We start from the raw sequence: 12,009 nt of genomic DNA, 5'->3' as shown, positions 1-12,009 counted from the left end.
ACCCGCGCCGAGCGGGAAAATCGGGTCCAGTTGGTGGCCTGGGTGGCGCCGCTGACGAAGGTGCCGAACACCAGGGTGATGGCGCTGGAGAGGTCCAGGCTGGCGCTTGGCGTGACCCCCAGCAAACCGTCGAGGCCGCCGATCTGCCGGGTGGCCACCCACATCGACAGCAGCAACAGCAGGCCCATGGCCGGCACCGCGATCCAGGACAGGATCTCCAGGCCGCGATAACCGATGTAGGCGGTGGCGCAGAAGGCCATGCCGAACAGCAGCATCAGCCCCAGTACCGCACCCGGATCCAGCTGGAAATACTTGCCCAGCACCACCGCGGCGGTGGCGGTGCCCCAGGCGTACCAGCCGATCTGGGTGAAACCCAGGATCAGGTCGCTGAGCTTGCTGCCCCGTTCGCCGAAGCAGAAGCGCCCCATCAGCACCGTGTTCAGCCCGCTCTTGAAGGCGATGTAGCCGAGGCTGGCGGCGTAGATCCCCAACAGCAGGTTGCCGACGAGGATCACCACCAGCAGGGTGGTGAAGTCGAAGGCCACCCCCAGCTTGCCGCCGGCGAACATGGTGGCAGTGAAGAAGGTGAAGCCCAGCAGCACCATGGCCATGGAGGCCAGGCCCTTGCGGGCGTGCTGCGGAACTTCGCTCAAGGGGTAGTCGTTGCCGGGTTCGTGCTGGGTCATGGGCCTGTCCCTGGTCGCAGTGATGCCACGCTGTAGCAGGCGCCGTGCCAATCCTTGACGGCAGGGCCGGGCGCCCCAGCAGTTATAGCCGATGCCCGTGCCCCTGCACCGGTTGCCTGTGGCCCGGGGGCGAAAGCGGTGCACCCTTGGGCCAGATTGGTTCACCGGCGGTTCAGTCCTCGTCGGGGCTGAAAATGCTTTCGATGGGCAGCTGGAAGGCCCGGGCAATCTTGAACGCCAGGGGCAGGCTGGGGTCGTAGCGCCCGGTCTCGATGGCATTCACCGTCTGCCGTGACACCTCGAGGCGGGTGGCCAGTTCGGCCTGGGACCAGCCTTGCCGGGTGCGCAGTTCGCGCAGTTGGTTGTTCATCGGTAGCGCCGCACGCCGGCCACCGTGGCCAGGGCCCAGACCAGCCCCATCACGGGCCATACGTAGAACATCGAGAGCCGGGGCAGGCCGGCGGTTTCCAGGAAGCCGTAGCTGAAGGTGATCAGCGCGGTGCAGACAAAGGACAGGCCCAGGGCTTCGAGCTGGATGCGCCGGGCCAGTTCGTCCATGCGTCGCAACTGGCGCACCACCGCCAGGGCCATGGCCACCATGGGGACCACCGGCACCAGGGCCAGGGCGATCTTGCCCGGGCCCGGGTTCATGTCCGCCAGCCAGTGGCTGCTCAGCAGCACGCAGGCGATGTAGGTCAGCAAGGCCAGGCCGAATTCCCTGAAATAGCGTTTGGTGCCCATGGGCGATCTCCTTTTAGTAAAGTGTCCTTTACATTAGGCGGGGCGCTTTTTCATGTCAAGTGTGCTTTACATCGGCGCCGTCACGCTCAGTCGAAGAGGGCCACGCTGCGCCGGCCTTCGTGGAAGTCGAAGGCCTCCTGGATATCCCGTTCCACGGTGCGTCCCTGGGACAGCGGCGGCAACTGGTCCGGGGCGAAGAACGCCGCGTCGCTGGTTTCGCTGCCGGCCATCGGGGCCTCGGCGTCTTGCCGTTCGCAGAGGAAGTAGAGCTTGTAGAAGTCCCGGTGATCGGGCTTGTAGGGCCCCTTGGCCTTGTGCCGCAGGCCGTACAGCTGGCGCACCGAAACCTGCAGCCCGGCTTCTTCGCGGATTTCCTTGATGATGTTCTGCGCCGCCGACAGGCCCACATCGGCGTAGCCCCCGGGCAAGGCCCAGAGGCCGTCGTGCTGCTCGCGCACCAGGAGGATCTTGCCGTCCTCGATCAGCGCGCCGCGCACTTCCACCATCGGCGTCGAGTAGCGCTGGGCGAAGTCCGAGACCAGTTCGTTGATGCGTTCCAGGGGCACGTTGCCCAGCTGCGCGAGCATGTCGTGGGCGATCTCGGCGACTTCCTGGTAGCGCTCGCGATCATGCACGTCGCGGCAAAAATGCAGGCCGGTGGAGGCGATGGCTTGCAGGCGTTTGGCGTGGGTCAGCCAGCTGCTTTCCATGAGAGAGGTTCCTGCAACGTCAGAGAGAAGGCGCTTGTTTTAAGCCCTGGGCGCGCTGGGAGCAAGCACCACGCCGTGGTCGGCGGCGTGGCGCGGTGGGATCACCCGGTGAGCTGTTGCCGATGGCAACGCACTTGCTGCGTCGCATCGCCCAGCAGCTGTTGCGGCAGCTCGCAGCCCGGGCCGCGGCGGCTGCAGCGGTCGAAGAAGAAACAGCCGGCGGGCAGCTTGCGGTTGCCCGGCAGTTCGGTGGGCGCCGAGAGCTGGCTGTCCGCCAGGGGCGCACCGAGGCGCGGCACCGCCTCCAGCAGCAGTTGGGTATAGGGGTGGCGCGGGCGCTCCAGCACCTGTTCGGCGCTGCCCAGTTCGACGATCTGCCCCAGGTACATCACCGCCACCCGGTCGGCCATGTGCCGGACCACCGAGACGTTGTGGGAGATCAGCACGAAGGTCAGGCCGCGGCTGCGTTGCAGGTCCGCCAGCAGGTTGAGGATCTGCGCCTGCACCGAGATGTCCAGGGCCGAGGTCGGCTCGTCGAGGACGATGATGTCCGGGTTCGACGCCAGGGCCCGGGCAATGGCGATGCGCTGGCGTTGGCCGCCGGAGAACTGGTGCGGGTAGCGCTCCAGGTATTCGCCGCGGATGCCTACCTGCTGCGCCACCTTGGCGGCGATTTCGCGCATCTGCGCCACCGGGGTGTTGCCCAGGGCGAACAGCGGCTCGGTGATGATCTTCCAGATCGGCAGGCGCGGGTCGAGGGACGACTGCGGGTCCTGGAACACGATCTGCACGTGGCTGTGGCGCTCGCGGTCGCTGGCGTAGGCCCAGCGCAGGTCGCCGCTGCTGGGCTTGACCAGGCCCATGAGCAGTTGCGCCAGGGTGCTCTTGCCGCAGCCGGATTCGCCGACGATGCCCAGGGTTTCCCCGGGGCGCAGTTCCAGGTCGATGCCGTTCAGGGCATGGGCGAAGGCCCGCGGCCGGCCCAGCCAGTCGTTGCTCAGGGGAAAGCGCACCTGTACATCGTTGAGGCGCAGCAGCGGCTCGCTGCCGGCTCGGGGTTGCGAAGCATTCATTGGGCGGACTCCGGGGCAGCCAGCCAGCAGGCGCTCTTGTGCTGCTGGCTGGCGTTGATCGAATGCAGCGGCGGCCGTTGGGCACACACCGCCATGGCCTGGCTGCAGCGCTCGCGGAAGGTGCAGCCGCCGGGCAGGTGAGCAAGGTTGGGCACCTGCCCGGGAATGGTCAGCAGCGGCTCGCCGGGGCGCACTTGCTCCGGCAGGCCGCTGAGCAGGCCGCGGGTGTAGGGGTGTTGCGGGTCGAGCATGACCTGGGCAGTACTGCCTTGCTCCACCACGGCGCCGGTGTACATCACATAGACCCGGTCGCAGAACTGCGAGACCACCGCCATGTCGTGGGTGATCAGGAGGATCGCGGTGCCCCGTTGCCGGGCTTTCTCGCGCAGCAACAGCAGCACCTGGCGCTGCACGGTCACGTCCAGGGCGGTGGTGGGTTCATCGGCGATCAGCAACTGCGGGTCGCAGGAAAACGCCAGGGCTATCATCACCCGCTGGCGCATGCCACCGGACAGCTCGAAGGGGTAGGCCTGCAGCACCTGCTCGGGGTCGGCGATGTGCATGTCGCGCAGCAGGTCGATGGCCTTGGCCCGGGCCTGTTCCTGGCTCAGGCGCTGGTGATGGATGATCACGTCGAGCATCTGCCGGCCGATGCGCCGGGTCGGGTTGAGCGCGGTCATCGGCTCCTGGAAGATCATCGCCGCATCGCGGCCGCGGATCTGCAGCAGCTGTTTTTCCGGGGTGGCGAGCATGTCGCGGCCCAGCAGGCTCAGGCTGCCGGAGGTGATGCGGTAGCTGCGCTCGGGCAGCAGCCGCAGGCTGAGCATGGCGGTCACCGACTTGCCCGAGCCGGATTCGCCGACGACGCCGACGATTTCCCCCGGGTTGACGTGCAGCGACACGCCGTTGAGGGCCTGCACATTGCTGCGGTAGGCGGGGAATTCCAGGCTCAGGTTGTCGATGTTGAGAACGGCGGATGAGCTCATGGTCATTTCCCCTGTTGCCGTGGGTCGAGCAGGTCACGGATGCCGTCACCCAGCAGGTTGAAACCGGTGGCGGTGAACAGGATCGCCAGCCCGGGAAAGGTCGAGTACCACCAGTTGTCGAGGATGAAGTTGCGCCCGGTGGCCACCATCGCCCCCCATTCGGCGGTGGGCTGCTGCGCACCCAGGCCAATGAAGCCCAGGGCCGAGGCCATGAGGATGGCGCTGCCGATGTCCAGGCTCAGTTGCACCAGCAGCGGCGGCATGGCGTTGCGCCCCACGTGCCAGCTGACGATGTGCCAGCGCCCGGCGCCGTAGGTCTGGGCCGCCTTGACGTAGCCCATCTGGCGGATGCTCAGGGCCTGGCCCCGGGCCAGGCGCACATAGAACGGAATGCGTACCAGGGTGATCGCCAGCATGGCGTTGAACAGGCTCGGGCCCAGGGCGGCGGCCAGGGCCATGATCAGCACCAGCGATGGCACCGAGAGCATGATGTCCATCAGGCGCATGATCAGGCTGTCGAAGCGCCCGCCGATGATCCCCGACAGGCAGCCCAACAGGCCCCCGGCCAGGCACGAGGCGAAGGCCACGAACAGGCCCACGCCCACCGACTGGCGGCTGCCGTGGAGCACCCGGCTGAACAGGTCGCGGCCCACTTCGTCGGTGCCGAACCAATGGGCGGCGCTGGGAGCGGCCAGGCGCTGGGCCAGGTTCAGGGCATTGGGATCATGGCTCGACAGCCAGGGAGCGAAGGCCATGCACAGCAGCACCAGCAGGGTCATGCACAGCCCGGCGATGGTCAGCGGGCTTTGCCGCACGCGGTAGCCCAGGTAGGCCAGGCGGGTGCGCCAGCCGCTGGCCTGCGCGGTGGGTTGTGGCAGGGGAATGTTCAAGGGAGCGGACATCTCAACTTACCTCGCCAATGCGCGGATCGATCACCCGGTACAGCAGGTCGATCGCCATGTTCAGCAGCACATAAATGAACGACACCAGGATCGCGAAGCCCATCACCGCCGGGAAATCCAGGGCCTGGATCGACTTCACCACGTAGGCGCCCATGCCCGGCCAGGCGAATACCGTTTCGGTCAGCACCGCGCCGTACAGCAAATCGCCCAGGGTCAGGCCGAGCACCGTCACCGAGGGGATCAGGGCGTTGGGCAGGGCGTGGCGCAGGATCACCGCCCAGCGCGACAGGCCGTAGGCCCGGGCGGTGCGGATGTAGTCCTCGCCGAGTTGGTCGAGCATGGCCGAGCGGATCTGCCGCGCCACCACCCCGAGGTTGACGAAGCCCAGGGTCACTGCCGGCAGGATCAGGTGCTGCAGGGCATTGAGGAACAGCGGGATGTCCCCGGCCAGCAGCGAGTCGATCAGGTAGAAGCCGCTGACCGTGGGCGGCGGCTCCAGGCCTTCGTCCAGGCGCCCGCTGCCGGGCAGCCAGCCGAGGTGGCCGTAGAACAGCACGATCAGCCCCAGCCCCAGCCAGAACGCCGGGGTGGAAATGCCGGTGACCGCCAGGGTGCGGGCGATCTGGTCGATGAAGCGGTTGTGATAGACCGCCGACAGCACCCCCAGCGGCACCCCCACCAGCACCGACAGCAGCAGGGCGGCCAGGGCCAGCTCCAGGGTTGCCGGGAAGAAGCTCTGCAGGTCCTCCAGCACCGGGCGGCTGGTGCGGATCGAGGTGCCCAGGTCGCCGTGCAGCAGGTCGAGCATGTAGCGCCCGTACTGCTGGTACAGCGGCAGGTCCAGGCCCAGCTGGTGGCGGATGTTCTGCACGATGGCATCGCTGGCCCGGTCGCCGGCGATCAGCCGCGCCGGGTCACCGGGAATCAGGTGCGAGATGGTGAAGGTAATCAGCGAAACCCCGACCACGACCAGCAACAGGCCGAGCAGGCGTTTGCGCAACATATTCAGGAAGGCCATGAGGCAACCTCGTTAACGCTTGACGAACGGCAGGGGGCACGACGGCCCCTCGCCGGGGACACGGCAACCCGTCGCCGCCCCGTTTCAGGGGCCGGCGACGGGGAACGCAGGGCCGGTCCTACTTGCTGATTTCAGCGATGTTGAACACCTGTTCCAGCATCGGGTGGAACACGTAGCCCTTCACCGAATCGCGCATCGGCAGGCTGTAGTTCTTCTGGTACAGGTAGGCGTAGACGTTGTCCTTGAGGACGATCTTCTGCGCCTTCTGGTACAGCTCGATGCGCTTGGCGGTGTCGTTGGTGGCCGCCGCCTCGCGGATCAGGCTGTCCACCTCGGGGTTGCTGTAGAACGAGCGGTTGCCCGGCAAGCCCTGCAGGCTGGAGTCGAACCAGAAGTTCATGAACATGTAGGGGTCGGCGAAGTCCGGGCTCCAGGAGCCGATGGCCACGTCGTAGTCGCCCTTGCCCACCCGTTCACGCATGGTGGCGTTGGCCAGCTTCTCCATCTTCAGGTTGATGCCCAGGGGCGCCAGGCCCGCTTGCAGGGTCAGGCCGATGGACTCCCAGTTGGCGTCCTTGTCCGAGTAGAGGTAGGTCAGGTTGCTGATTTTCTGCGGGACCTTGGCCAGGCTGGCCTTGGCGTCGTCGAGGTTCTGCTGCATCAGCGGCAGGCTCGGGTCGTGGGCCCACATGCCGTCGGGGATCGGCCCGTTCATCAGCTTGGCCTGGCCCTTGAGGATGCCGTCGACGATGCCCTTGTAGTCGATGGCCTGGACCAGTGCCTGGCGCGCTTCGACGTTGTCCAGAGGCGCACGCTTGTTGTTCAGGTACAGGTAGTTGACCCGCAGCGAGGGGAAGGCTTGGATCACGATGCCTGGCTTGCCGGCCAGGGTGCCGAGCTGGTCTTCGGGCATGTCCTCGATGATGTCCAGGTCGCCGCGTTCCAGTTGCAGGCGGCGCACCGAGGCCTCGCTGATGATCTTGATCACCACCTTGTTCAGGCTCGGCTTGGGGCCGGCGTAATAGCTGTTGGGTTCCAGCGTCAGCGCCTGGCCCTTCTGCCAGTTGCTCAGGCGGAAGGCCCCGGAGCCGGCGGTGTGGGTCGAGAGGTAGGCGTTGACGTCCTCGCCCTTGTTGGCCACGTCCGGGTTGATGATGCCGCCGCCGTTGTGGGCCAGGGTGTAGAGGAAGGGCGCGTAGGGTTTCTTCAGGGTGAAGCGCACGGTCAGCGGGTCGACCACGGCCACGCTCATGTCATCCGGGAAGGCGCCGGACGGGCCTTGCTTGAGCTGCATCAGGCGGTCGAAGGAGAACTTCACCGCGGCGGCGTCCACCGGCTTGCCGTCGTCGAACTTGTTGCCCGGCTTGAGCTTGAAATCCCAGGTCAGGTTGTCGGCGGAGGTGCTCCAGCTCTCGGCCAGGTCGCCCTGGACTTCGGTGCTACCCTTGCCGTTCTCGACCTTGTAGGTCACCAGCTTCTGGTAGGCCGGGTAGGTCACGGCCCAGTCGTTGTTGTCGATGGTCACGGCGGGGTCGAGGGTCTGCGGGTCGGCGGCCTTGCCGATCATCAGGGTGTCCTTGGGCGCGGCGGCGCTGGCTGCCTGCCACGCGCCCAGGCTCAGGGCGGCGCACAGCAGGGACAGGGCGACACGGGTGGACAGACGCACATCAGGGTGATTGCGGTTAGGGGTCATGCCGGTTTCCTTGATCATTCGATGTTGGGAAGTTCGTCAGGTTTTTTATAAAAGCTATAACCGGGCAGTTGTTGCTGAAGCAGTGTTGCAGTAGGACCGGCTTGGGGCAGTTAGCTGCCTGTTGTTGTGGCCGGTGGGGAGCGGGAAATCAGTGTTCGAAGGGCTGGTCGTGCTCCTGGATCAGGGGAAAGTCCTCGGCGTTGGGCAGCTCGTAGTGCCACCACTCGGTGGGGATCGCCTCGAAGCCGGCGCTGAGCATGATCCCCAGCAGCATCAGGCGGTTGCGCTGCACCTGGGGCGGCAGGTCGCTGTAGAACTGGTGCGACTTGGGCTCCATGGCGTCGAAGGCGGTGCCCATGTCCAGCGGCTCGCCGGTTTCATCCACCAGGGTCAGGTCCACGGCCACGCCCCGGGTGTGGTGCGAGCCCAGGCGCGGGTCGCGCACGTAGTCCGGGTTGGGCAGGGCCTGCCACAGCAGGTGCTGGGCGTAGGCCGGGCGGTAGGCGTCGTAGATGCGCAGGCCCAGGCCGGCCATGCGTGCCAGCTGGCTGGCCTTGTACAGGCAGGCGGCGGCGTCCTTGTGCAGCAGGCAGCGGGCGTTGCGATAGATCACCTGGCCGGCCAGGTTGTCGGCGCTGGCGTAGATCAGGTCGATCTGAAGCTGATGGCGCTGGGCGTCGATTTCGACAAGGGGGCTGTTGTTCACTCACTCACTCCATCTGGGTTAACGCTTGAAGGTCAGGACTCGAACTGGCCGAAGGCTTCCTGCAACTGTCGGTTCTTGGCCAGGCGCTGGTCCAGGCGCTCGCCATAGCCCTCGGCCACGGCGGACACCATCAGGTTGAACAGGCAGGTCAGGGGCGCGAGGGAATCCCAGAACTGGCCGACATCGGTTTTCAGTTGCAGCAGGTCCAGCGGGTAGTCCCGGGCCCAGGGGCACTGCAGGTCGGTGACCAGGGCCAGGGGCAGGGCGTTGGCATTGGCCACTTCGCAGAAGGTCTGGGTGATGCTGGAGTAGGCGCGAAAGTCGGAGATGATCGCGTAGGGCTTGGCAAAGCCGGAGTTCAGGGTTTCGGCGTAGATGCCTGAAAGCCCGTCCACGTAGTAGACCTTGGGCCGGATGTATTCCAGGTGGCTGTGGAAGGCGTTGAGGATGCCCCGGGTCGACTGGATGCCGATGATGAACACCGCATCGGCCTCGACGATCTGTTGCACGATGGCGGCGAAGGGCTGGCTGCGGGCCAGGCCATAGACATGCTGGATGGCCTCGATCTCGCGATGCATCGAGCGCTCCAGGGCATCGTCCTGATGGGCTTCGCTGCGAAAGGCGCCGAGCCGATCGGTGATCAGCCAGGAGGCCGGGGCATCGCCGCGCAGGCCTTGCTTGACGTCATCCAGGTTGCGATAGCCCAGCGAGCGCAGGAAGCGCCCCACGGAAATTCCCGTGGTGCCGGCTTGCTGGGCGATGCTGTCGGCGGTCTCGAAGGGCAACTGCTGGAGGTTGGCCAGCAGGTAGGTGGCGATGCGCTTGCCGGTGGGGGTCAGGCTTGCAAACTGCTGTTCCAGGGTGACTTGGAAACTGTTCTTGTCCATGACCATCTCGCCGGGCGTTCGCTGGAAATGTTATTTGTGTTTCATTTTTGTATCTCGTGTTAGAAACATAACATCGGCTTTCGCGACAAGACAAGGCTTTTGTCCGGGGTGGTCGTTTTCGGCAGAAAGTGACGTTGCCGGCTATCTCAGCCCGATGGAGGGGAAGCGCTCAGCCAGCACCCGAGGTCGACGATGGCGGCTTCCACACTGCTGCTGCGGCCGCTCCAGCTGCAGGCCAGCATCAGGTTGCGCGGCAGGTTGAAGTCCTCCACCGCAAAGCCCTGGGCGTCGCGCCCGGCGTGATCGTGGGGCACCTGCCGGCGCAGGGTGGCGGGGCCTTCGAAGTAGGCCCACACCGGTTTGCCCAGGGCGACCGCCGCGCCCACTTCGAAGGCGGTGCCGGAATCCGGCTCGAGGCCGCGAAAGTCATTCAGGTTGGCCAGCAATGCATCGCAGCCGCGGATCATCTGCAGGTTCTGCCGGTAGATCCACTGTGCGGTGGCTTCTGGCGTGAGGCGAGGTGGCGCCTGGTTATCCAGGGGAAACAGGCCGTGCAGGCCCTGGGCGCTGCACAGTTGCTTGAGGTATTCGCCATGGGCCGGGGCGTCGGCGCGAAACACATCGAAGCCGGCGAGGTAGATACGGGGGGGCATGGAGAGGGCTCCTGGGTTCAGTCCAGTGGCTTGCTCATGTACACCCGGTGCAGGCCGTGCTCCACGGCGCGGTGGGTTTCCACGTAGCCGTGGCGGCTGTACAGGGCGATGTTCTCGCTCATGGCTGCGTTGGTGTACAGGCGCACGCAACTGTGACCGGCGGCCACGGCCTGTTGTTCGGCAAAGGCCAGCAGTTGCCGGCCATGGCCCCGGCCCTGTGCCTCGGGGTGGACCGCCAGGTTGTCCAGCAGCAGGGCTTGATGGGCGTCCAGCAGGACAACGAAACCGGCGATTGCCTGTTGCTCCTCCAGGACCCAGACCTGCCGGGCCAGCACCAGGCACGAATAGTCTTCGAGCATGGGCGCCGGTTCCCGGCCGATCCGCGCGATATAGGGCGCATAGGCGCGCTTGGCGATGCCTTCGATGGCGGCGAGGTCGGGCAGGGCAGCGGGGCGAATGGTCGGCGGCATGGGCGCGAGTGCTCGGGTAACGGCGGGGTGGGGCAATCATAGGCATAAAAAAACCACCCCGTGGGGTGGTTTCTTCGGCGGGCTTATTCGCCGCGGTAGATGCAGCCGCTGGTGCAGGTTTCGTGGATGCGGATCGCACTCAGCTCCGGCAGCAGGGGCTTGAGCTCATTCCAGATCCATTTGGCCAGGACTTCGCTGGTGGGGTTTTCCAGGCCGGGAATGTCGTTCAGGTAGTTGTGGTCCAGGCGCTCGTACAGCGGCTTGAAGATCGCCTTGATTTCCGAGAAGTCGCGGATCCAGCCGGTGTGTGCGTCGACCTCGCCACTGAGGTGGATCGCCACCTTGAACGAGTGGCCATGGAGGCGGCCGCACTTGTGGCCCTCGGGCACGAAAGGCAGGCGGTGGGCGGATTCGAAGGTAAATTCTTTGAAGATTTCCACAGTGTCGGTCAGCTCTGTCAGATGGCTATCGCCCGGGGGCGAGTTGAGGCAGGCGGCGAGTTTATCAGCTTGCCCCGGCGCTTGCGGAAAAACCCTGACTAAAGGGTCAGTGCGCAGCCTGGGGCAGCCTCACAGGCTTTGCAGGCGTTCGCCCAGGCGATTCTGCGCCGCCAGTTCGAGGAACTCGTCCCCCAGGCGCCGGCTTTCGTCCATGGCGCTGCGCCAGTATTTTTGCCGGCCGGCGTCATCGCCCATGAAGCGCTTGAAGTCGTTGCGGTCCGGCAGCTTGCCGTAGGGCAGGCGCGCCAGGTATTCCTTCGACGGCGCCAGCAGCAAGACGTCCCGCAGGCGCTCCGGGCTGGCCCGGCGCCAGGGCAGGGTCTTGTCGAACCAGCCGGGGATCACCCGGTCGGTGAAGTGCGGGTAGAGCACGATGTCGCTGCCGCTGTAGGGCAGGTCCAGGTGGTAGTCCAGCAGGCCGCCGTCGCGGAAGGTGCCGGCCCCGGCGCCGGGCAGATCGCGCACGCCCTGCATGACCATGGGGATCGAGCCCGAGGCCAGCAGCGCCTGGCGCAGGTTGCCGCGGTCCAGGGGCACGAAGCGCGAAGGGAAGTCTTCCAGGGTGTGCAAGGGCGGGGCCAGGCGCGGGTCGTGCAGTACCAGGCGCTCGAAGTGCCGGGCCAGGCGCGCGCGGCCCCGCAGATTGTCGGCGATCACCGAGGACAGCCCCAGGCCGAGGCGCCCGCGATGGTCGTCGGCGAGCAGGCCGTGGCTTTTGACCACCATGATGTTCAGCCGGTAGTGAGGGTTGTCGAGGATCGAAGCGTCGCGGCCCTCCAGCAGGTCCTCGAGCATGCGCCGGGAGCTCTGGCTGATCTGCGCCATGGTCACGCCCTTGGCAAAGCTCTGGGCGTTGTACAACTGGCCGAGGCGGCGGATGCCTTCGGCGGCGTCCGGCAGGCAGGCGCTGGCGAAGCGCCAGGAACCCACCGAGGCGCCGATCAGCGAGCGTTCCCGGGGCGCCGATGGTAGCCATTCACCGAA

Annotated in this window: 15 protein-coding genes; all 15 read right to left on the bottom strand. The window is 66.2% G+C overall.

What is annotated here, in order from left to right; all coding sequences use genetic code 11:
- The coding region (gene codB / locus F6S12_RS26430) for a cytosine permease (RefSeq protein WP_315869485.1) at positions 1–686 on the bottom strand (686 nt) is incomplete at its 3' end.
- A 172-nt stretch (positions 687–858) separates the two neighbouring features.
- Entirely contained in the window at positions 859–1,056 is a 198-nt protein-coding gene (locus F6S12_RS26425) for a helix-turn-helix transcriptional regulator (RefSeq protein ID WP_015636377.1), read from the bottom strand.
- Positions 1,053–1,427, bottom strand: coding sequence for a hypothetical protein (locus F6S12_RS26420; protein ID WP_123472786.1), 375 nt, complete (start codon positions 1,425–1,427; stop codon positions 1,053–1,055). The genes F6S12_RS26425 and F6S12_RS26420 overlap by 4 nt, the downstream gene beginning before the upstream one ends.
- Before the next feature lie 86 nt (positions 1,428–1,513).
- Entirely contained in the window at positions 1,514–2,137 is a 624-nt protein-coding gene (locus F6S12_RS26415) for an NUDIX hydrolase (RefSeq protein ID WP_011062313.1), read from the bottom strand.
- A gap of 101 nt (positions 2,138–2,238) precedes the next feature.
- Positions 2,239–3,210, bottom strand: a complete 972-nt coding sequence (locus tag F6S12_RS26410; protein ID WP_015636374.1) for an oligopeptide/dipeptide ABC transporter ATP-binding protein — start codon at positions 3,208–3,210, stop codon at positions 2,239–2,241.
- Positions 3,207–4,202 (bottom strand): ABC transporter ATP-binding protein, encoded by a 996-nt coding sequence (locus F6S12_RS26405; RefSeq protein WP_011062311.1) that lies wholly within the window; start codon positions 4,200–4,202, stop codon positions 3,207–3,209. Before F6S12_RS26405 ends, F6S12_RS26410 begins: the two co-directional genes overlap by 4 nt.
- Positions 4,199–5,098 (bottom strand): D,D-dipeptide ABC transporter permease, encoded by a 900-nt coding sequence (gene ddpC, locus F6S12_RS26400; protein ID WP_015636372.1) that lies wholly within the window; start codon positions 5,096–5,098, stop codon positions 4,199–4,201. Before ddpC ends, F6S12_RS26405 begins: the two co-directional genes overlap by 4 nt.
- 1 nt (position 5,099) lies before the next feature.
- Positions 5,100–6,116 (bottom strand): ABC transporter permease, encoded by a 1,017-nt coding sequence (locus F6S12_RS26395; protein WP_011062309.1) that lies wholly within the window; start codon positions 6,114–6,116, stop codon positions 5,100–5,102.
- Between the two features lie 118 nt (positions 6,117–6,234).
- Positions 6,235–7,809 (bottom strand): ABC transporter substrate-binding protein, encoded by a 1,575-nt coding sequence (locus tag F6S12_RS26390; RefSeq protein ID WP_315869484.1) that lies wholly within the window; start codon positions 7,807–7,809, stop codon positions 6,235–6,237.
- A 148-nt stretch (positions 7,810–7,957) separates the two neighbouring features.
- Complete coding sequence (gene ddpX, locus F6S12_RS26385; RefSeq protein ID WP_015636370.1) at positions 7,958–8,515, bottom strand: D-alanyl-D-alanine dipeptidase; 558 nt, start codon at positions 8,513–8,515, stop codon at positions 7,958–7,960.
- 32 nt (positions 8,516–8,547) lie between these two features.
- Positions 8,548–9,408 (bottom strand): MurR/RpiR family transcriptional regulator, encoded by an 861-nt coding sequence (locus F6S12_RS26380; RefSeq protein ID WP_015636369.1) that lies wholly within the window; start codon positions 9,406–9,408, stop codon positions 8,548–8,550.
- Positions 9,409–9,548: 140 nt separating this feature from the next.
- On the bottom strand, positions 9,549–10,055 hold the full coding sequence (locus F6S12_RS26375) for a nucleoside 2-deoxyribosyltransferase (protein WP_220223022.1): 507 nt from the start codon (positions 10,053–10,055) through the stop codon (positions 9,549–9,551).
- 17 nt (positions 10,056–10,072) lie between these two features.
- Positions 10,073–10,525, bottom strand: a complete 453-nt coding sequence (locus F6S12_RS26370) for a GNAT family N-acetyltransferase (protein ID WP_015636367.1) — start codon at positions 10,523–10,525, stop codon at positions 10,073–10,075.
- 83 nt (positions 10,526–10,608) lie between these two features.
- Positions 10,609–10,965: a 6-carboxytetrahydropterin synthase QueD gene (gene queD, locus F6S12_RS26365; RefSeq protein WP_011062303.1), complete on the bottom strand. Its 357-nt coding sequence runs from the start codon at positions 10,963–10,965 to the stop codon at positions 10,609–10,611.
- A gap of 129 nt (positions 10,966–11,094) precedes the next feature.
- Positions 11,095–12,009: patatin-like phospholipase family protein (locus F6S12_RS26360; RefSeq protein WP_315869483.1), on the bottom strand; the 915-nt coding region annotated here is incomplete at its 5' end.

Source organism: Pseudomonas sp. JV245A, assembly GCF_032424515.1.
Classification (GTDB): Bacteria; Pseudomonadota; Gammaproteobacteria; order Pseudomonadales; family Pseudomonadaceae; genus Aquipseudomonas; species Aquipseudomonas protegens.
Note: the sequence above shows the minus strand (reverse complement) of the source record. Positions and strands in the feature narration are given on the sequence as shown.

Bases quoted from the DNA above. Each gene is read 5' to 3' on its own strand.
- F6S12_RS26420 (WP_123472786.1), bottom strand. From the start codon at position 1,427: ATGGGCACCAAACGCTATTTCAGGGAATTCGGCCTGGCCTTGCTGACC.
- F6S12_RS26415 (WP_011062313.1), bottom strand. From the start codon at position 2,137: ATGGAAAGCAGCTGGCTGACCCACGCCAAACGCCTGCAAGCCATCGCC.
- F6S12_RS26410 (WP_015636374.1), bottom strand. From the start codon at position 3,210: ATGAATGCTTCGCAACCCCGAGCCGGCAGCGAGCCGCTGCTGCGCCTC.
- F6S12_RS26395 (WP_011062309.1), bottom strand. From the start codon at position 6,116: ATGGCCTTCCTGAATATGTTGCGCAAACGCCTGCTCGGCCTGTTGCTG.
- F6S12_RS26405 (WP_011062311.1), bottom strand. From the start codon at position 4,202: ATGACCATGAGCTCATCCGCCGTTCTCAACATCGACAACCTGAGCCTG.
- F6S12_RS26370 (WP_015636367.1), bottom strand. From the start codon at position 10,525: ATGCCGCCGACCATTCGCCCCGCTGCCCTGCCCGACCTCGCCGCCATC.
- F6S12_RS26375 (WP_220223022.1), bottom strand. From the start codon at position 10,055: ATGCCCCCCCGTATCTACCTCGCCGGCTTCGATGTGTTTCGCGCCGAC.
- F6S12_RS26380 (WP_015636369.1), bottom strand. From the start codon at position 9,408: ATGGTCATGGACAAGAACAGTTTCCAAGTCACCCTGGAACAGCAGTTT.
- F6S12_RS26425 (WP_015636377.1), bottom strand. From the start codon at position 1,056: ATGAACAACCAACTGCGCGAACTGCGCACCCGGCAAGGCTGGTCCCAG.
- ddpC (WP_015636372.1), bottom strand. From the start codon at position 5,098: ATGTCCGCTCCCTTGAACATTCCCCTGCCACAACCCACCGCGCAGGCC.
- F6S12_RS26390 (WP_315869484.1), bottom strand. From the start codon at position 7,809: ATGACCCCTAACCGCAATCACCCTGATGTGCGTCTGTCCACCCGTGTC.